Source organism: Spirillospora sp. NPDC048824 (genome assembly GCF_043198455.1).
Taxonomy (GTDB): domain Bacteria; phylum Actinomycetota; class Actinomycetes; order Streptosporangiales; family Streptosporangiaceae; genus Spirillospora.
The window spans coordinates 339,375-357,465 of the sequence record NZ_JBICUS010000003.1 but is presented as its reverse complement, the minus strand read 5'-3'; the positions used below and the strand labels follow the sequence as shown (position 1 = coordinate 357,465).

The window sequence follows — 18,091 nt, the reverse complement described above, 5'->3', positions numbered from 1 at the left end:
CAGCGCGGCTTTCTACGTCCCCCTGATAGTGGTCTTGTTCTGGTGCGTGGCTCCACGCCTGGCAGCGCGGGCCGCGGTGATCCTGCTGTTCGGCGCGTTCCTCAACACGCTCCTCAAACTCGTCTTCCACGATCCGCGTCCCTACTGGACGGACCCCGCGGTCGAAGGCGAGCAGTCGCACTCGTCGTTCGGGATGCCGTCCGGCCATGCCCAGAACGCCCCGGTGGCCTGGGGCTTCTTCGCCGCCCAGACACGGCGCCGGCTCCTCTGGGCGGCCGCGGCCGTCATCGTCGTCCTGATCGGAGCCTCCCGGGTCCAACTGGGCGTCCACTCGATCGGCCAGGTCCTGGGCGGCGGAGCCATCGGCCTGACCCTTCTCGTGGCCGCCCTGGCGCTGGAACCCATCGTCGTCCCGTGGTGGAGACGCCGTCACCTGGCCGTGCAGATGGCGCTCGCCCTCGCGGTCTCTCTGCTGCTGCTGGGCGCGGCCTGGGCGGCCCTGCAGCCGCTCCAAGACTGGCAGTGGCCGAGCGCCTGGGTCCGCGCCATCCGAGCGGCCGGAGGTGACATCGACCCTGTCGACCTCGTCGAAGCGGCCAGAGCCACGGGCGGGTTCTGCGGAGTCCTGGCCGGGATATCCCTGCTCGCCGCCCGTGGCTGGTTCGATCCCGGCGGAAAGCTCTGGCAACGCCTGGCACGCCTCCCGGTGGGCCTCCTCGGCACCGCCGTCGTCTCCGCCTTCGCCGGGGCGAACGTGGTCCAGTCGTTCATCGTCCAGGCGGTGCTCGGCCTGTGGGTCACGGCCGGTGCGCCGGAGGTCTTCGTCCGCCTCCGCCTGGCCGGCCGCACCACCCCCGCGCTCACCCGGCCGGGTGATGAGCGGACGGGACTGCGGCAATAGGATCGGGACATCATGGCTCCTCAGATCGCACCCAGCATCCTGTCCGCTGACTTCGCCCGCCTGGCCGACGACGTCGCGCGCGTCGCCGACTCCGCCGACTGGGTCCACGTCGACGTCATGGACAACCACTTCGTCCCGAACCTCACCTTGGGGCTGCCCATCGTCAAGGCACTGCTGAAGCACAGCGCGCTGCCGCTCGACTGCCACCTCATGATCGAGGACCCGGATCGCTGGGCTCCCGAGTACGCGGAGGCCGGCGCGAAGAGCGTCACCATCCACGCCGAGGCCGCGAAGGCCCCCATCCGCACCCTGCGCACCATCCGCGCCGCGGGCGCGCGCGCGGGACTGGGCGTCAACCCGGCCACCCCCGTCGACGGGTTCGAAGACCTCCTGGGCGAGATCGACATGCTTTTGCTCATGACCGTCGAGCCGGGCTTCGGCGGCCAGAAGTTCCTGGACGTCGTCCTGCCGAAGATCCGCCGCGCCCGCGAGCTCATCAAGGGCCGCGACCTCCCCGTCTGGCTCCAGGTCGACGGCGGGGTCAGCGCGGAGACCATCGAACGCTGCGCCGAAGCGGGAGCCGACGTGTTCGTCGCGGGCAGCGCCGTCTACGGAGCCGACGACCCCGCCGAGGCCGTCCGCAGGCTCCGCGGCCAGGCCGAGGAAGCGACGGCCAAGGCCGACTGGTGATCCTGCCCTGCGCCGCCGTCCTGTTCGACGTGGACGGCACCCTCGTCGACTCCACGCCCCTCGTCGAATGGGCGGCGCGCGAATGGGCGGCCGAATACGGCATCGACGCCGACGAGTTCCTGTCCGACGCCCACGGCCGCCGGACAGGCGACCGTGTGGCCGACTTCCTCCCCCCGGACCAGGTCCGCGAGGCCGCCGCACGCCTGGACGCCCTGGAATCCTCCGGCACCGACGGCATAACCGCCCTCCCCGGCGCCGTGGACCTCCTCACCAACATGAACGGCCTGCCCTGTGCCTTCGTCACCTCAATGGACAGGGCGCAGCTGAAACTCCGCACGGACGTGGCCGCCATCCCGCTCCCGCCCACGGTGATAACGGCCGAAGACGTCGAGAACGGCAAACCGGACCCGTCCGGTTACCTGCGGGCAGCCCGACGGCTAGGAGTGGACCCGGCCGCCTGCATCGTCATAGAGGACGCCCCCGCAGGCATAGCCGCAGGCCGCGCCGCCGGCGCCACCGTCCTGGCCGTGACCACCAGCCACGATTCCGCCGTGTTGACCGAAGCCCACCGCATCATCCCGGACCTGACGGTGGTGACCACGACCCGAACCGCCCTACACCTCACCGCCCGCTGAATCCGCAGCCGGTGCGATCCCGGCCAGAGCCACGGTGACGAGCCTCCCGTCTCCGTGCCGATGCCGAGGGCGGAGCGGAACATCTCATGGACCTGGAAGCGCTTGGCGGCCCCGAGGTTGAGGTGCTGCACCTGGTGGCTTCCCAGGAACCTGCCGCTCGCGTTGGCCTCCGCGGTGAGCAGGCCCGCCCGCCAGAGGACCTCGATGAGGTCGTTCGGGTTGCAGAACGGCAGCCACGACTCGGTCCCGTGCGTGGGGATGTCGCCGACCGCCAGTTCCAGGCACAGCAGTTCGATCTGGTCACGGCCGAAGGTGTGCGGATGGTTGCGGAAGACCTCGAAGACGCTCAGCAGGCCCGGGTACTGGGAGCGGTACTCGGCGGCGATGTCCTTGGTCCGCTCGGCCGAGTAGCCGTACTCGCAGCGCTCGATCGCCGAATACGGCACCGGGAGCCTGGACGTCCGTCCCCTGGCCTGCGCCAGCGCCTCCGAGCAGAACTGGATGATCTCCCTCGGCCGGTACAGCGTCCTGTCGACCATGTAGCGGAAGGATCCGTCTCTCGTCTGGCCCGGCGGCGAGGCGAAGACCGCCGACCAGCAGGCCCGGTCGCCGGCCTGTTCCAGGGCCTCCACGTCGAAGCCCTTCTCGTGGGCCGAGTACCGGATCCGCTTGGCGATCAGCTCCAGCAGCGACTCCTCGGACCAGTAGATCTTCTCCAGCAGGTCCCGGTGCTTCTGGGCGTCCTCGTAGAGGGCGGGGATGTCGTCGTACAGCTCCTGCCGTAGCGAGACGTAGACGCGCAGGTTGGGGTGCAGCGCGTTGATCGACACGCACGCCTGGAACAGCCCCGAAACGAACGCCTTGGCGTCCTCGGACGAGTCCCACCCGCGGTCGAGCTCGTCCACGAGCACCACGACCCGCTGGCCGTCCAGAACCTTCCGCAGCGCCGGCAGCAGGTTCTGGATCTCCTCCAGTTTGTAGAGGCGGTCCAGCTCGCGGGTCCGCAGACCGGCCTCGATCGGCCCGATCTTGATGGCCTCCAGCCGCTTCAGATACGACACCAGCAGCGACAGCGTGCCGAGCTGGCTGGCGCCGTGGTTGTCGCGGATGTACTTGTGGATCTCCCGTCCGCCGCCCTTGGTCAGCCGCATGCCCTTCCTCGCCAGCGCCTTCATGACGAGGATGTAGATCAGGTACTTCCAGGCGGCGGCATAGGCCCCGTGCTTCGCCCACGACCCCGCGTCCTCCGCCTCCATCGTCGAGCTGAGCAGCTCGTAGGAGTAGTCCTCGGGGCTCAGTTCGATGACGTGGCTGCCCGCCGCGCGCTCCCGCTTGGCCAGCACCTTGAAGATCGCGCTCTTCCCGGCCCCGCGGTTGCCCATCAGGATCGTCTTCGCCCCCGACCGGACCCGCTGGTAGGCATCGGATTCGACGAAGTACTTCTCCAGCCCCCGCGAGATGTCCCGCTCGGCAGACGGCGTCCCGAAGTCGAGAACATCCAAGATCTTCGGCGACAGGCTCAACCTGCCCATGGGCCTCCCCAGCGAGCGGCACGGCTTCCGCAAACGAGTTTCGCCCACCCCCTTCGCCCCGGCAAGACCCACCACAAACCGGACGCCTCGCGCACGTCCGCCGGACGGTCCGAAACCCGTACGCACGCCCCGCCCCGCCGGCGGGGCCGTCGTCATGCGTCACTTGCGTCCCGTGCTCTACCCGCATTCAAGATCGTTGAACGTTGAATTAACCGGGATGTGCCGTCGGGTGGTGGCGATGGTCACATCGGGCGGGAATGGATGGCGTGGCACACTGGTTGCCAAGCATGAAACGCGTGCTCCGGGGTCGGTGAAATTCCGAACCGGCGGTGACAGTCCGCGACCCGGCCGAAGCCATCGGCCGGTTGACCCGGTGAAACTCCGGGACCGACGGTTAAAGTCCGGATGGGAGGCGGCGCGCGGTACGCCCCTGACCAGGGCGTGCGCTGATGTATGGACGTCCCCGGAGCCCTGATCTAGGAGGCCCGGGAGAGGATGTTCACCGGCATCGTCGAGGAACTCGGCGAAATCGTGGGGATCGAACCCCAGGGTGACTCGGTCAAGCTCACGGTCCGCGGGCCGCTCGTCACCCGGGACGCCGTGCACGGCGCGTCGATCGCCGTCAACGGCGTCTGTCTCACCGTCGTGGACGTCAAGGACGACGTCTTCACCGCGGACGCCATCAAGGAGACGCTGGACAAGTCCAGCCTCGGCGCGCTCGAAACCGGCTCCAAGGTCAACCTGGAACGTCCGGTGCGGCTCTCCGACCGGCTCGGAGGGCATCTCGTCCAGGGCCATGTGGACGGCGTCGGCGAGATCATCTCCCGGGAGCCGGGGGAGCGGTGGGACGTCGTCACCGTGTCCCTGCCCCCGGACCTGAGCCGCTACCTCGTGGACAAGGGCTCGATCACCGTGGACGGGATCAGCCTCACGGTCGTGGAAGCGGGCGCCGACCGGTTCAGCATCGCCCTCATCCCGACGACCCTCTCGCTCACCACGCTCGGCCACAAGAAGACCGGCGACCCGGTGAACCTCGAAGTGGACGTCGTCGCCAAGTACGTCGAACGCATGCTGGGTGACCGCTCCGGGTCCCCCTACAGGAGGCACTCATGAGTGGCAACGACGACGGGATCTTCGACTCCATCGAATCGGCGGTCGCCGACATCGCGGCGGGACGCGCCGTCGTGGTCGTCGACGACGAGGACCGCGAGAACGAGGGCGACATCATCTTCGCGGCGGCGAAGGCGACGCCCGAGCTGCTGACGTTCACGATCCGCTACACCAGCGGCGTCATCTGCGTGCCGATGGAGGGCGGCGACCTCGACCGGCTGCAGATCCCGCTGATGACGGCGCAGAACACCGAGCGCATGCGCACCGCGTACACGATCAGCGTCGACGCGCGGCTCGGCGTCAGCACCGGCATCTCCGCCGCCGACCGGGCCCACACGATCCGGACGCTGTGCGATTCGGCGTCGGAGCCGCGCGACCTGGTCCGCCCCGGCCACATCTTCCCGCTGCGCTACCGCGAGGGCGGCGTGCTGCGCCGCCGGGGCCACACCGAGGCCTCCGTCGACCTCGCCAGGATGGCGGGGCTCACCCCGGCGGGCGTCCTCGCCGAGGTCGTGAACGAGGACGGCACCATGGCGCGGCTGCCGGAACTCCAGGTCTTCGCCAAGGAGCACGGGCTCAGGCTCATCTCGATCGAGCAGCTCGTCGAGTACCGCAGGCGCCACGAGGCGATGGTCACGCGCGTCGTGGAGACCGGGCTGCCCAACCGGTACGGGACGTGGCGCGCGGTCGGGTTCTCCAGCGCCATCGACGGCGGCGAGCACGTCGCGCTGGTCCTCGGGGACATCGGCGACGGTGAGGACGTCCTGATCCGGGCCCACTCGGAATGCCTCACCGGTGACGTCCTGCACTCCGAGCGCTGCGACTGCGGAACGCAGCTGGACGCCGCCATGGAACGCATCGCGGAAGAGGGACGCGGCATCGTCCTGTACCTGCGCGGCCACGAGGGACGCGGCATCGGCCTGCTCGCCAAGCTGCAGGCGTACGCGCTCCAGGACAACGGGTCCGACACCGTCGACGCCAACCTGGAGCTCGGGCTCCCCGCCGACGCGCGCGAGTACTCCAACGCCGCCCACATGCTGCGTGACCTCGGCGTACGCTCGGTAAGGGTGCTCACCAACAACCCGGACAAGCTCAGGGGCCTGGACGGTTTCGGCCTGGACGTCCGGGGACGCGAGTCGATGCCCGTCATCGTCACCGAACACAACCGGCGCTACCTGACGGTCAAGCGCGACCGTCTCGGACACCAGATCGAGGGACTCTCTTGAGCGGCGCGGGACGCCCCGAGGACATCACCGTCGACGCCGCCGGCATCACGCTCGGCGTCGTCTGCACCCGCTGGCACGGGCGCATCACCGACCAGCTCCTGGACCGCGCGCTCGCTGCGGCGAAGGCGTGCGGCGTCGACCAGCCCGTCGTCGCCCGCGTCGCGGGCGCGCTCGAACTGCCGGTGATCGCGCAGCAGCTCGCCCGCGACCTCGACGCCGTCGTCTGCCTCGGCGCGGTCATCCGGGGCGCGACCGCCCATTTCGACTACGTCTGCGACTCCGTCACCGCGGGTGTGACCCGTGTCGCGCTCGACGAGGCGACTCCGGTGGGCAATGGTGTCCTCACGTGTGACACCATTGAGCAGGCACTGGAACGCAGCGGGCTGCCCGACAGCTCCGAGGACAAGGGATGGGAGGCGACTGTGGCCGCACTCGACACGGCACTGACCCTGCGAGGTCTGCGGCATCACGGTCACGCCGGGCACGGTATGGAGCATATGTAGGGGTCCAGGGGCTCCGTCCCTGAATGACTCGTGCATATGTAGGGGTCCAGGGGCTCCGTCCCTGAATGACTCGTGCATATGTAGGGGTCCAGGGGCTCCGTCCCTGAATGACCTGCGCATCAGCGCTCCTGAACGAACCGGGTATCTCACTCTCATCTCACCGAAAGGCAATTCCGTGCTGTCACTAGTCCTGCCCAAGGGGTCGCTGGAGAAGGCGACCATGCAGCTGTTCGACGCCGCCGACCTCACCGTCCAGCGGGCGTCGGACCGCGACTACCGCGCATCCATCGACGACCCACGCATCGACCGGGTCCGCGTCCTGCGCCCGCAGGAGATCCCGACCTACATCGAGCAGGGCCTGTTCGACCTCGGCATCACCGGCCGTGACTGGATCACCGAGACCGACTCCGACGTGGTGAGCCTCGGCGAGCTGAAGTACTCGAAGGCGACGTCCAACCCCGTCCGCGTGATCATGGCGGTGCCGGACGGCGCGCCCTGGCAGACGGTGTCCGACCTGCCGGAGGGCGTCCGGATCTCCACCGAGTTCCCGGCGATGACCAAGCGGTTCCTCGACCAGCACGGCGTGAAGGCCACGGTCGTCCCGTCCTACGGCGCGACGGAGGCGAAGGTCCCCGACATCGTGGACGTGATCGTCGACCTCACCGAGACCGGCTCGTCCCTGCGCAAGAACGGCCTGCGCATTCTCGACACGCTCCTGACGAGCTACACCGAGCTGGTCGCCAACCGCGAGGCCTACGAGGACGCGGAGAAGCGCGCCGCGATGGAGGACGTCTCCCTGCTCCTGCAGGGCGCGATCCGCGCGCGCGGCAAGGTGCTGCTGAAGCTGAACGTCGCCCAGGGCGACCTGCAGAAGGTCCTCGACATCATGCCCGCGATGGCGTCGCCCACCGTGACCTCCCTCGCGGGCGGCGAGTCGAACGCCGTGGAGTCCGTGGTCGCCAAGCGCGGCGTCAACACGCTGATCCCGGCGCTGAAGGCCGCCGGCGCCCACGACATCCTCGAGATCCCGATCGCGAAGATCGTTGACTGAGGTTCCGGCACTGCCGACCGTGTGGCGCCCACGCACCACCCGGATCGTCGCCTACATCACGGCGGGCGTGATCGTGCTGGGCCTGATCGTGCTCGCCGTGGTGGTGGCGCCCCAGTTCGGGTTGCTCGACCGCGTCCTCATGGTCGCGTTCGGCGTCTTCATGGCGTGGATCCTGCACATGCTCGCGCGCTGCCGCGTCGCCGCCGACGAGTCGGGCCTCACCGTCGTCAATGCGTTCCGGACCCGGCGCTTCGAGTGGCCGGAGGTCGTGGACGTCTCCATGTCCATCGGCGAACCCTGGCCCACCCTCGACCTGGCCGACGGCACGTCCATCGGCGCGATGGGCATCAACGGCGCCGAGAAGACCCTCGCCGCCCGCCAGCTCACCGAGCTCAAGGCGCTCCTCCACACCCGAGGCGAAGCCCCCGACCCCACCTGATCGGGCTTGTTCTAGGCTGTTGTCCGGTCCGAGAGCGCCGTCGTGTGCCACAGTGGGCCCCGTGAGTGCTCAGAGTGTCGAGGCATATGCAGAAAGTAGCTACATGGGTGCTGCATCGCTGCCAGACTGGGTGATCCCCCCGCCGGACGGCTTCACTGCTGATGACTTCCTTCGCATGCGTGGTCTGCCCCGGCACACGGAGCTGATCGACGGGAGCTTGGTCTTCGTGAGCCCGCAGCGCAAGTGGCATGTCGGAGTGATCGACCTACTCAAGGACGAACTCAACCGACAGGCGCCCGAGCACCTGAAGGCCGACCGGGAGATGGCGGTGAGACTCGCCAGGCGCCAGGTGCCGGAGCCGGACGTCATGGTCGTGACTCGAGAGGCTTTCGATCGTGACGATCCGGACACGTACTACCTTCCGGAAGATCTCGTGCTTGTGGTCGAGGCCGTCTCGCCGGATTCCGAGGAGCGCGATCGGGACACCAAGCCCCGGAGGTATGCGGCCGCGGGGATCCGGAATTTCTGGCGGGTGGAGAGAATCGAAGGCCGCGCAGTTGTCTACGTGTATGAGCTCGACCCCTCCAGCAACTCCTTCTTTCTGACCGGCATCCATCACGACCAGCTCAAGGTGACGGTGCCGTTCGACATCGAGATCGACCTCACCGCGGTCAGGCGCTGACGAGGGGCCGATCTCGCGCGGCTCGGGCGCGGCGACCCGTCCAGGTGGCGGCGGAGGCCGTGAAGGTGACCGGCGCCGAGCCGCCGTGATGGCGGGAGGCGGACCGCGAAAACGCAAGGGGCCCGAGCATGTGAGTTGCGCCTCGGGCTGAGTAGCCTGAGAGCCGTGGGGGAGACGGCGCCGGTGACGGTGGACCAGGTGACGATGGACCAGGTCGGGTCGCCCGCGGAGCTCGCGGGCCTGCTCGACAGGCACGCCTACCTGTGCGACGAGGGGCTCGCGACGGCGTGCTTCCTCGCCCTGCGCATGGGGCGGCCGCTCTTCCTGGAGGGAGAGGCGGGCGTCGGCAAGACCGAGCTGGCCAAAACGCTCGCGCGGGCGCTCGGCGCACCGCTGATCCGGCTGCAGTGCTACGAGGGCCTTGACGCGTCCCAGGCCCTGTACGACTGGGACTTCCCGCGCCAGCTCCTGCACCTGCGCGCCGCCGAGGCCGCGGGCGTCAGCGACGTGACCCGGCTGGAGGGCGAGCTGTACGACCGGCGGTTCCTGCTGGCCAGGCCGCTGCTCCAGGCCCTCGAAACCTCGCCGAGCGTCCTGCTGGTGGACGAGATAGACCGCGCCGACGACGAGTTCGAGGCGTTCCTCCTCGAAGTCCTCAGCGACTTCACGATCACCGTCCCCGAGCTGGGCACGATCCGCGCGGAGCGCCCGCCGGTCGTCGTGGTCACCTCCAACCGCACCCGCGAGGTCCACGACGCGCTGAAGCGGCGCTGCCTGTACCACTGGCTGGAGCACCCGTCGTTCGACCGCGAGGTCGCCATCATCAGGCGGCGGCTGCCGGACGCGGCGGAGCGCCTCGCCGGGCAGGTCGCCGGCGCCGCGCAGCGGATGCGCGAGACGGACCTGCTGAAGCCCCCCGGCGTCGCCGAGACCCTCGACTGGACCGAGGCCCTCGTCGCGCTCGGCGTCCGCGAGCTGGACCCGGGGACCGCGGCGGTGACCCTCGGCGCCGTCCTGAAGTACCGCGAGGACCAGCAGCGGGTGCTCGGCGGCGGCCTAGAGGCCCTGCTCAACGGGGGGTGAGCTCAACGGGGGGTGAGCCGGGCGTGGAGCGGGACGTCACCGAGACGATGGTCGGCTTCGCCAGGACGGTGCGCGCGGCGGGCGGCGCCGCCGACCCCGAGCGGGTGCAGGCGATGCTGGCGGCCCTCGACCACCTTGAGGTCCTCGATCCGTCCGACGTGTACTGGGCGGGACGCCTGACGCTGTGCGCCGACCCCGACGACCTCGCCCGCTACGACCGGTGCTTCGCCGCGTACTTCTCCGGCGCGACCGTCCGCCCGGGGCGCCGCCCGCCGCCGCCCGTGGTCGTCCGCCGGATGACGATGCCCGACCCGGGCGCGGAGGCGGGCGAGGAGCAGACCGGGGACCTGAAGGCCGTCACCGCCAGCGCGGCCGAGGTGCTGCGCGACCGCGACATGGCGCGGCTCAGCGCCGCCGAGCGCGCCGAGGTCGCCCGGCTGATCGCGGTGCTGGACGCGGGCGCCGAGCAGCGCAGATCACGGCGGTTCGCGCCGTCGCCGACGGGCCGCCTCGACCCGGCCCGGACGGTCCGGGAGACGCTGCGGCGCGGCGGCGAGACGTCCCTGCTGCGGCGCCGCACGCACCGCACCCGCCCGCGCCGCGTCGTGCTGATCGTGGACGTCAGCGGATCGATGAGCCCCTACGCCGACGCGCTGCTGCGGTTCGCGCACGCCGCCGCCCGCTCCGGCGGCCGGGACGTGGAGGTGTTCAGCGCCGGGACGCGGCTGACCCGCCTCACCCGGGAGCTGCGGCACCGCGACCCGGACGCGGCGATGGCGGCGGCGTCCGCGGCCATCCCGGACTGGAGCGGCGGCACCCGGCTCGGCGAGGAGCTGAAGGAGTTCCTCGACCGGTTCGGGCAGCGCGGCCTGGCCCGCGGCGCGATCGTGGTGATCGCGTCCGACGGCTGGGAGCGCGGCGACGCGGCGCTGCTCGGCGAGCAGATGGCGCGGCTGCACCGGCTCGCGCACCGGGTCGTGTGGGCGAACCCGCACAAGGCGCGTCCCGGGTACGAGCCGCTGACCGCGGGGATGGCCGCGGCGCTCCCGCACGTCGACGACTTCACGTCCGGGCACAGCCTCGCGGCGCTGGAGGAGCTGGCCCGCCTCGTGGCCGGCGCCGGGCGCCGGGGCCCGAGGAACTCCAGCGGCACAGGTAACTCCGGCAGCACAGGCAACTCCGGCAACTCCGGGAAGGGGAACGCACATGCGTGACGTCCTCGGCGACATCGCCGGCTGGTACGCGTCCGGGGAGACGTTCGGGCTCGCGACCGTCGTGAACACCTTCCGCAGCGCGCCGCGTCCGCCGGGCGCGGCGATGGCGGTGTCGCCCGGCGGGGAGGTGGCGGGCAGCGTGTCCGGCGGCTGCGTCGAAGGGGCCGTCTACGAGCTGGCGCAGTCGGTGCTGGAGACCGGTGAGCCGGTCGTGCAGCGGTACGGGGTCAGCGACGACGACGCGTTCGCCGTCGGCCTGACCTGCGGCGGGATCCTGGACGTGCTGGTGGAGCCGGTCGGACCCGGCACGTTTCCGGAGTTCGCCGACGTCGCCGCGTCGATCGAGCGGCACGACCCCGTCGCCGTCGCCACCGTCGTCGCCGGCCCGGGACGGATCGGCGCCCGCCGCGTCGTCTGGACCGACCGCGCGTCCGGGTCGCTCGCGCCGGACGCCCCGCACGCCGCCCGCCTCGACGCCGCGGTCGACGACGACGCGCGCGGCATGCTCGCCCAGGGCCTCACCGGGCAGCGCCACTACGGGCCCGAGGGGGAGCGGCGCCTGGACGACCTGACCGTCTTCGTGCATTCGTACGCCCCGCCGCCCCGGCTGCTGGTGTTCGGCGCGATCGACTTCGCCGCCGCCGTGGCCCGGGTCGGCAAGTTCCTCGGCTACCACGTGACGGTGTGCGACGCGCGGCCCGTCTTCGCCACGCCCAAGCGGTTCCCGGAGGCGGACGAGGTCGTGGTGAAGTGGCCGCACAAGTTCCTGCAGGAGACGGGCGCCGCCATCGACGAGCGGACGGCGATCTGCGTCCTGACCCACGACCCCAAGTTCGACGTCCCGCTGCTGGAGGTCGCGCTGCGCACCGGCGCCGGCTACGTCGGCGCGATGGGGTCGCGCCGCACCCACGACGACCGTCTCGCCCGGCTCCGCGAGGCCGGGATGACCGAGGCGGAGCTGGGGCGGCTGCGCTCGCCGATCGGCCTCGACCTCGGCGCCCGCACCCCGGAGGAGACGGCGGTCTCGATCGCGGCCGAACTCGTCCAGCTCCGCTGGGGCGGGTCCGGGCGTCCGCTGACCGACACCTCCGGCAGGATCCACGCCGACGCGCCGTGACCGGACTACCCTCACAGGATGACGGTGCGGTCTTTCGGGGGACACGGTGCGGAGCCCCCCGCGGGCCTGCTGCTCGCGGCGGGGGAGGGCAGGCGCCTCGGACGCCCCAAGGCGACGCTCGAACTGGACGGTGAACGGCTGGTCGACCGGGGCGTGCGGATGCTGCGGGACGCGGGCTGCTCCCCGGTCCTCGTGGTGGCCGGCGCCGAACCGGTCGAGGTCATCGGCGCCGTCGTCGTCCCCAACGCGGCCTGGCGCGACGGCATGGGCTCGTCGCTGCGCGCCGGGCTCGCCGCGCTGCCGCCGGCCTGCCCCGCCGTCGTGGTCGCGCTCGTCGACCAGCCCCTCGTCACCTCCGCGGCGGTGACACGCCTGATCGCGGCCTACGAGGAGGGCGCCGAGATCGCCGTTGCGACCTACGGGGGAGCGCCGCGCAACCCCGTCCTCCTGCGCGCCGGGCACTTCGCCGCCGCCGCCGAGGCCGCGGTCGGCGACATGGGCGCACGCGGCTACCTGCGCGCACACCCCGGCGTCACCACGCACGTCCCCTGCGACGACGTGGCGGCACCCGACGACATAGACACCCCCGGCGACCTGCTCAGCTACGAACGGGGCGCCTTCACCCGCCGCCCGCCCCGCCCGTGATCACGAGACCGGGAGGACGCTCTCGTCGAGGGCGCCGCAGTCCACGGCGCGGCGGAGGCGGGACGTGAGCGCCTTGATGGTGGCGGGCTCGTCCAGGACGCCCGGGTCGCCCGCCGCCTGCTCGTGCCATGCCCGGACCCGCCCGATGACGTCGTCGACGCCGCTCAGGTGGAAGGCGTACACGGCGGCGTAGCGGCTCGGCAGGTGCGCGGGATGCAGGTCCCAGCCCTGGTAGAAGCCGTGCCGCAGCGAATGCAGGACATGCCCGGCGTGCGTCGCCCAGGCCGCGTTGACCTCGTCCGGCCCGTCGTTGCGGGGGATGACGTTGGTGGAGCCGTCCGACAGCCGCACGCCGGTGCCCGCGAACGTGACCTGCATGACGTGCCGGGCGAAGTCGCAGGCGGGATGGTCGAGGCGCTGCTCGTGCGGCGGCAGCCCCAGCGCGGCGGTGTAGTCGAACACGCCGAAGTGGGCGGCGGTGAGACGGCCGCCGGCGGCGGCCGCGATGCCGCGCAGCGCGGTCCGGCCGTCGCCGTCCAGGATCGCCTCGGGCGTCTCGACCTGGATCTCGAACCGCAGGATGCCGGACGGCAGGCCGAGCGCGGTCTCCAGCCGGTCCAGGTACTCCACGAACAGCGCGACGTGCTCGGCCGCGACCACCTTCGGGAACGTGATGGTGAACCCGCCGGGCAGCCGCCCGAGGCGGTCGCGCAGGGCGGTGAGGAACCCGTCGAGCGTCCGCATCGCGCGTTCGTGCCCGCCGTCGGCGAACGACTTGATCCGCACCCCCCAGTAGTGGGGGAGGCCCTTGACCTGGTACGCGGCGGCGACGGCCTCGACGACCTGTTCGACGTGCGCGTCCTCCTCCGCGTCGGGCCGCACGCCGTAGCCGTCCTCGAAGTCGATCCGCACGTCCTCGACCGGCTCGGCGGACAGCTTCGCCGCGACCCGCTCGCGGACCAGCCCGGCGATCTCCGGGTCGAGCCCGAACGCCGCGCCGAACGACCCGGCGCCCGGCGTGTGCGTGTTCAGCAGCCGCAGTGCCTCGGCGCCGAAGTCGGCCGGCGTCGAGCGGGAGAACCGGTCGGCCGGAACGTACACCGTGTGCACCGGCTGCCGGCCGTCGGCGCCGCCGGGATGGCGCTCGCCGTGCTCGTCGCGGACGGCGGCGATGCGCGCGGACAGGTCGTCGAACGAGGAGACGCTGAAGTTCACCCCGCCATGATCCCCCAACCCGCACCGGCTAGGGAACCCGCCGGGCGTCAGGAGCCCGCGGCGATGCCGTAGGTGCCGGTGTGCCCGGTGCCGGGCTTCAGGTCGATGAGGCCCTCGCCGGTCGCGAACGCGTTGGGCGGGCAGGTCATGGGCTCGACGCCCAGGCCCTCGCGGGGGTCCGGGGCGTTGTCGGCGGTGTAGATCATCATCCAGGGGTGCGCCTCGTCCGCCCAGAGCCGCACCGTCCGGCCGCCGCCGGCCAGGGTCACCCAGACGCGGCCGTCGCCGTCGCGGTTCAGGCCGGCGAACGCGGTGTCGATCCGCCGGTCGCTGAGGACCGGGCCGGCGCGCAGGTCGTACTTGGTGCCCGTGACGTCGAGGGACGGCCCCGACGGGATCATCCGCTCGTCCACCGGGACGTAGCGGTCCGCGCGGAGCGTGACCTCGCAGCCGTCGATGGGCTCGCCGACCGTCAGGTAGGGGTGGGAGCCGTGCCCGTACGGGGCGGTCACCGTGCCGGGGTTGCGGGCGGTGACGCGGACGCGCAGGCCGTCCGCCGCGTCCAGGGAGTACTCGGCCTCCAGGTCGAGGCGGAAGGGGTACCCGGCCGTCGCGAGGAGGCGGTGCGTCAGCCGCACCCGGTGCGGCTCGTGCTCGGCGGCCCGCCACGGCGCCCAGCGGGCGAGGCCGTGGATGGCGCAGTCGCGGGCGGGTTCGGAGATGTCGAGCTGGTGCGAGACGCCGCCGTAGTCGTAGCGGCCGTGGTCGACGCGGTTCGGCCACGGGATCAGCAGATGCCCGAACGCCGCCGGGGCCGGCTCGTCGGCGCCGTGCGACAGCACCAGCGGCCGCCCCTCGTGCGTGAGCTCGCGCAGGCTCGCGCCCGACTCGGTGATGACGGCCTGGTACGGCCCGGCGCTGAGGGCGTACTGCTCCCCGGTGATCGACTCGCTCATGTCCGGGACGTTACCCGCTGCCGTGCCCCCTACGCGGGCCCGTGAGCGCTCTCCGCCAGGGCGTGCAGGGCGTCGGTGAAGATCTCCGCCGGCGGTTCGACCAGGCCGGCGCCGACCTGGCCGGTGCCCGCCTCCCGCCCCGCGATGCCGGTGTCGATGACGGGCAGGATCCCGGTGCGGACGACGCGGGTGACGTCGACGCCGGCGGGGGTGCCCCGGAACGACAGCAGCGGGATCTGCAGCGACGGATGCTCGGCGAGCGTGATCTCGTACATCCGCTGGGTGGCGGCCACCGCGTCCGGTACCTCGCCGCCGACGAACCGGACGATCGCGGGCGCGGCGGCGAGCGCGAACCCGCCCATCCCGGCCGTCTCGGTGATCGCCGAGTCGCCGATGTCGGGGTTGGCGTCGTCCGGGCCGTAGCCGCCCAGGTAGAGGCCGTCCGGTACCCCGGCGGGGCCGGTGAACCAGCGGTCGCCCGTCCCCGACACCTGGATGCCGAAGTCGGTGCCGTTGCGGGCCATCGCCACGACCAGGCTGGAGCCGGGGACGCCGCGGGCCGCGTCCGCGCACGCCTTCGCCGCCGCCATCCCCGGGTTCAGGAAGAAGTGCTCGTTGCCGGCCGCGAACCGCAGCGCCTCGGCGGCCACGCCTCGCGGCACGTCCTCGGCGGCGGCCAGGTCGGGCGCCAGCTCGCGCAGCAGCAGCGACGTCGCCGCCCGGTTCCGGTTGTGCAGCTCGTCGCCCATCTGCAGCGCCTGCGCGATGAGCGACATCAGGTCGAGCGGGCCGTGCCGGCGGACGGCCGCCTGGAGAGCGGGCCCGAGCGCCTCGCCCATCCACGTCAGCCGCTCGATGACCTCCGGCCCGTACGCCCCGTACCGCAGGACCTTCCCGAGCCCCTCGTTGAGCGAGCAGTACGACCTGCCGCCGTGCTCGGCGTCCTCCACCACCCACATCCACATGGACGAACTGACGACACCGGCCATCGGCCCCACGGTGGCGTGGTGATGGCACGGTTCGAGCGTCGCCGCCCCGCGCTCCAGCTCACGTTCCGCGCCGAGCGGCGTCTCCGCCAGCCCCTCCAGGAGCATCGCGCCGATGAGCGCGCCGCGCATCGGGCCGGACGCGCGTTCCCATTCCAGCGGCGGGCCGGCGTGCAGGAACGTTCCCGCGTCCAGGCCGAGCACCTCGCGGGCCGGGCGCACGTCCACGAGGTGGGGACGGGCCGTCACCATGCGCTCCACGGCGCGGGCGTTGGCGCCGGCGTGGCCCGGGTCGCCGAGGACCGCCGCGAGCGCCTGCTCGGTCCCGGCGGGCGGCGGCCGCCAGTCGACCGTCTCCACCGGGACGGCCTGTTCGGCGAGCGCGCCGGTGAGTATCTCCACCCCGGCGGCGACGACCACGGGGTCGCGCGTGAGCAGCCCGCCGAGCAGGTGCCGCTGGTCGCTCATCCGGGCCCCTCTTCCTCGGGCTCTTCTTCCTCGGGCTCTTCTTCCACGGGCCTCTCTTCCACGGGCCCTTCCAGCATCGACAGGGCGTGCCGCGTCGCCTCGGCGTTGGAGGCGAACACGTCCGCGCCGGCGCCGCTCAGCGCCGCGGCCTGCCGGTCGCGGTCCTGCGGGTCCGCGGGCGTCCCGCACAGCGACACGACGACGGCCAGGCCGGGACGGTCCTTCACCGCGGCGGCGATGGCCGGGGCCAGCGACGCCGCCGGGTCGGGCTCGGCGCCGTGCCCGAGCACGACGTCCAGCAGCAGGACGCCGCACTCGCCGCCGGACGCCTCGGCGGCCAGCGCCTCCAGCCGCAGCGTCGGGTCGATCATGGGGTGGGCGCGGCCCCGCGTGTAGGCGTCGTCGCCGAAGTCGGTGAACCGGTGACCGTGTGCGTCGGTGCCCCGCGCCACCAGATCCCAGCCCAGCGCGCCCCGCGCGATCATCTCCGCCTCGTCCCGCAGCGTCCCGCCCGCGAACAGCCCCCGCAGCGCCCGCCCGGCGACCGGCACCGGACGCCGGGCCGCCGCCCAGCGCGGCCACTCCGGAACGGTCCGGCCGAGCGCCTTCACCGTCTTCTCCGCCGCCTGCGTGAGATCGTCCTCAGCGGCCATCGGCAACGCGAACACGACCGGGGTGTCCAGCCGCCGGGCCGCCTCCCGGATCAGGTCCGCGACCTGCGGCGCGGGCGGCTTGGACACCAGGACGATCAGCTCGGTGCGCGGGTCGGCGTCCAGCGCCGCCAGCGCCGCCAGCGCCGACCGCCCGCTCACCTCCGGCGACAGGTCCCGGCCGCCGACGCCCAGAACGTGGGTGACGCCGACGCCCGCCTCGTCCAGCAGGCACATCACCTGCTGGGCGCCCGTCCCGGACGCCGCGACGATCCCCACCGGCCCCGGTCGCACCGCGTTCGCGAACCCGAGGCCCGCGCCGCCGATCATCGCCGTCCCGCAGTCGGGCCCCATCACGATGAGGCCGCGCCGCGCCGCCGCCTCCTTCAGCGCGACCTCCTGCGCGAGCGGCACGTTGTCGCTGAAGATCATCACGTTGAGCCCGGCGTCGAGGGCGTCCATCGCCTCCGGGAACACGTGCGGGCCCGGCACCGACAGCAGCGCGACGGTCGCGTCCGCGCGGGCCGCCGCCGACCCGGTCGTCCGCGCCGGCACCGGCGCGCCCAGCACCCCGGACCCGGCGGGCGGCCGGGACGCCTCGCGCAGCAGCCCGTCCAGCGCCACGCGCGCCTCGTCGATGCCCCGCCCGTCCCCGCCCTGCCCGCCTTCGCCCTGCGCGCCTTCGCCCGGTCCGGTCTCCTGGGCGCCGTCCACCCGGATCGCCACGATCAGGTCGTCCGGCCCCGCGTCCGCCGGCACATCGAAGCCCATCCGGACGAACATCTCCCGGTTGAGCTCGGTGCCCATCGCCACCATCGCCCCGGCCACCCCGGGACGCTCCGACAACGACCGGCTCACCCGCATGAGCGTGACCGAATCGTGGTATCTCCCCCGCCGCACCTCGACCCAGTCGCTCATGCCCGTCTCCTGTGAGGGGGCGACCCCCCACACCCCCCGGTTCGCTTCGCTCATGCCCGTCTCCTGTGAG

The 18,091-nt window shown here is 72.2% G+C and carries 17 protein-coding genes, 1 pseudogene and 1 riboswitch; of the genes and pseudogenes, 13 read left to right on the top strand and 5 right to left on the bottom strand.

Annotated elements, in window-relative coordinates:
* Nucleotides 1-46: 46 nt before the first annotated feature.
* From ACGFIS_RS08070 to ACGFIS_RS08060, 3 genes and pseudogenes are all read left to right on the top strand, one after another.
* A complete protein-coding gene (locus ACGFIS_RS08070; RefSeq protein WP_392970006.1) occupies nucleotides 47-901 on the top strand; it encodes a phosphatase PAP2 family protein in 855 nt (284 codons plus the stop codon).
* A gap of 12 nt (nucleotides 902-913) precedes the next feature.
* Nucleotides 914-1,591 carry a ribulose-phosphate 3-epimerase gene (gene rpe / locus ACGFIS_RS08065; protein ID WP_392902736.1) on the top strand — a complete coding sequence of 226 codons (678 nt, stop codon included), beginning with the start codon at nucleotides 914-916 and terminating at the stop codon, nucleotides 1,589-1,591.
* Nucleotides 1,588-2,118 (top strand): annotated as a pseudogene (locus tag ACGFIS_RS08060) (HAD-IA family hydrolase); the annotation flags it as partial. The gene rpe and the pseudogene ACGFIS_RS08060, both read left to right, overlap by 4 nt.
* Here ACGFIS_RS08060 and ACGFIS_RS08055 read toward each other — a convergent pair.
* Nucleotides 2,007-3,758 carry a P-loop ATPase, Sll1717 family gene (locus ACGFIS_RS08055; protein ID WP_392970003.1) on the bottom strand — a complete coding sequence of 584 codons (1,752 nt, stop codon included), beginning with the start codon at nucleotides 3,756-3,758 and terminating at the stop codon, nucleotides 2,007-2,009. The pseudogene ACGFIS_RS08060 and the gene ACGFIS_RS08055 overlap by 112 nt on opposite strands.
* A gap of 292 nt (nucleotides 3,759-4,050) precedes the next feature.
* Nucleotides 4,051-4,179: riboswitch (FMN riboswitch) on the top strand.
* 74 nt (nucleotides 4,180-4,253) lie between these two features.
* Here ACGFIS_RS08055 and ACGFIS_RS08050 point away from each other — a divergent pair.
* The 10 genes from ACGFIS_RS08050 to ACGFIS_RS08005 all read left to right on the top strand — a co-directional run bounded on the left by ACGFIS_RS08050 (nucleotide 4,254) and on the right by ACGFIS_RS08005 (nucleotide 12,828).
* Complete coding sequence (locus ACGFIS_RS08050; protein WP_392902743.1) at nucleotides 4,254-4,871, top strand: riboflavin synthase; 618 nt, start codon at nucleotides 4,254-4,256, stop codon at nucleotides 4,869-4,871.
* Nucleotides 4,868-6,094, top strand: coding sequence for a bifunctional 3,4-dihydroxy-2-butanone-4-phosphate synthase/GTP cyclohydrolase II (locus tag ACGFIS_RS08045; protein WP_392902746.1), 1,227 nt, complete (start codon nucleotides 4,868-4,870; stop codon nucleotides 6,092-6,094). The genes ACGFIS_RS08050 and ACGFIS_RS08045 overlap by 4 nt, the downstream gene beginning before the upstream one ends.
* Entirely contained in the window at nucleotides 6,091-6,597 is a 507-nt protein-coding gene (ribH, locus tag ACGFIS_RS08040) for a 6,7-dimethyl-8-ribityllumazine synthase (RefSeq protein WP_392902749.1), read from the top strand. The genes ACGFIS_RS08045 and ribH overlap by 4 nt, the downstream gene beginning before the upstream one ends.
* A gap of 175 nt (nucleotides 6,598-6,772) precedes the next feature.
* Complete coding sequence (gene hisG / locus ACGFIS_RS08035) at nucleotides 6,773-7,648, top strand: ATP phosphoribosyltransferase (RefSeq protein ID WP_392902751.1); 876 nt, start codon at nucleotides 6,773-6,775, stop codon at nucleotides 7,646-7,648.
* Nucleotides 7,641-8,087 carry a PH domain-containing protein gene (locus ACGFIS_RS08030; protein WP_392902754.1) on the top strand — a complete coding sequence of 149 codons (447 nt, stop codon included), beginning with the start codon at nucleotides 7,641-7,643 and terminating at the stop codon, nucleotides 8,085-8,087. Before hisG ends, ACGFIS_RS08030 begins: the two co-directional genes overlap by 8 nt.
* Nucleotides 8,088-8,190: 103 nt before the next feature.
* Entirely contained in the window at nucleotides 8,191-8,769 is a 579-nt protein-coding gene (locus ACGFIS_RS08025) for a Uma2 family endonuclease (protein ID WP_392902756.1), read from the top strand.
* A 204-nt stretch (nucleotides 8,770-8,973) separates the two neighbouring features.
* Nucleotides 8,974-9,852, top strand: a complete 879-nt coding sequence (locus tag ACGFIS_RS08020; RefSeq protein WP_392902898.1) for an AAA family ATPase — start codon at nucleotides 8,974-8,976, stop codon at nucleotides 9,850-9,852.
* Complete coding sequence (locus ACGFIS_RS08015; protein ID WP_392970000.1) at nucleotides 9,849-11,066, top strand: VWA domain-containing protein; 1,218 nt, start codon at nucleotides 9,849-9,851, stop codon at nucleotides 11,064-11,066. Before ACGFIS_RS08020 ends, ACGFIS_RS08015 begins: the two co-directional genes overlap by 4 nt.
* Nucleotides 11,059-12,183, top strand: coding sequence for an XdhC family protein (locus ACGFIS_RS08010; protein WP_392902760.1), 1,125 nt, complete (start codon nucleotides 11,059-11,061; stop codon nucleotides 12,181-12,183). Before ACGFIS_RS08015 ends, ACGFIS_RS08010 begins: the two co-directional genes overlap by 8 nt.
* 18 nt (nucleotides 12,184-12,201) lie before the next feature.
* Complete coding sequence (locus ACGFIS_RS08005; protein WP_392902763.1) at nucleotides 12,202-12,828, top strand: NTP transferase domain-containing protein; 627 nt, start codon at nucleotides 12,202-12,204, stop codon at nucleotides 12,826-12,828.
* On the opposite strand, the gene ACGFIS_RS08000 is transcribed toward ACGFIS_RS08005, so the two are convergent.
* From ACGFIS_RS08000 to ACGFIS_RS07985, 4 genes are read right to left on the bottom strand one after another with little or no spacing between them, the layout of a single operon-like run.
* Nucleotides 12,829-14,043, bottom strand: coding sequence for a DUF6986 family protein (locus ACGFIS_RS08000; protein ID WP_392902765.1), 1,215 nt, complete (start codon nucleotides 14,041-14,043; stop codon nucleotides 12,829-12,831).
* A 47-nt stretch (nucleotides 14,044-14,090) separates the two neighbouring features.
* On the bottom strand, nucleotides 14,091-14,999 hold the full coding sequence (locus tag ACGFIS_RS07995) for an aldose 1-epimerase family protein (RefSeq protein WP_392902768.1): 909 nt from the start codon (nucleotides 14,997-14,999) through the stop codon (nucleotides 14,091-14,093).
* Nucleotides 15,000-15,028: 29 nt separating this feature from the next.
* Complete coding sequence (locus ACGFIS_RS07990; RefSeq protein WP_392969997.1) at nucleotides 15,029-16,453, bottom strand: DUF1116 domain-containing protein; 1,425 nt, start codon at nucleotides 16,451-16,453, stop codon at nucleotides 15,029-15,031.
* The gene (locus tag ACGFIS_RS07985) at nucleotides 16,450-18,075 is read right to left on the bottom strand and encodes an FdrA family protein (RefSeq protein WP_392902774.1); all 1,626 of its coding nucleotides are present in this window, start codon (nucleotides 18,073-18,075) and stop codon (nucleotides 16,450-16,452) included. The genes ACGFIS_RS07990 and ACGFIS_RS07985 overlap by 4 nt, the downstream gene beginning before the upstream one ends.
* Nucleotides 18,076-18,091 lie beyond the last annotated feature (16 nt).

Coding starts and splice junctions, on each gene's coding strand:
- ACGFIS_RS07990 (WP_392969997.1), bottom strand. CDS start 16,453: ATGAGCGACCAGCGGCACCTGCTCGGCGGGCTGCTCACGCGCGACCCC.
- ACGFIS_RS08005 (WP_392902763.1), top strand. CDS start 12,202: ATGACGGTGCGGTCTTTCGGGGGACACGGTGCGGAGCCCCCCGCGGGC.
- ACGFIS_RS07995 (WP_392902768.1), bottom strand. CDS start 14,999: ATGAGCGAGTCGATCACCGGGGAGCAGTACGCCCTCAGCGCCGGGCCG.
- rpe (WP_392902736.1), top strand. CDS start 914: ATGGCTCCTCAGATCGCACCCAGCATCCTGTCCGCTGACTTCGCCCGC.
- ACGFIS_RS08050 (WP_392902743.1), top strand. CDS start 4,254: ATGTTCACCGGCATCGTCGAGGAACTCGGCGAAATCGTGGGGATCGAA.
- ACGFIS_RS08010 (WP_392902760.1), top strand. CDS start 11,059: ATGCGTGACGTCCTCGGCGACATCGCCGGCTGGTACGCGTCCGGGGAG.
- ACGFIS_RS08055 (WP_392970003.1), bottom strand. CDS start 3,758: ATGGGCAGGTTGAGCCTGTCGCCGAAGATCTTGGATGTTCTCGACTTC.
- ACGFIS_RS08020 (WP_392902898.1), top strand. CDS start 8,974: ATGGACCAGGTCGGGTCGCCCGCGGAGCTCGCGGGCCTGCTCGACAGG.
- ACGFIS_RS08045 (WP_392902746.1), top strand. CDS start 4,868: ATGAGTGGCAACGACGACGGGATCTTCGACTCCATCGAATCGGCGGTC.
- ACGFIS_RS07985 (WP_392902774.1), bottom strand. CDS start 18,075: ATGAGCGAAGCGAACCGGGGGGTGTGGGGGGTCGCCCCCTCACAGGAG.
- ACGFIS_RS08025 (WP_392902756.1), top strand. CDS start 8,191: ATGGGTGCTGCATCGCTGCCAGACTGGGTGATCCCCCCGCCGGACGGC.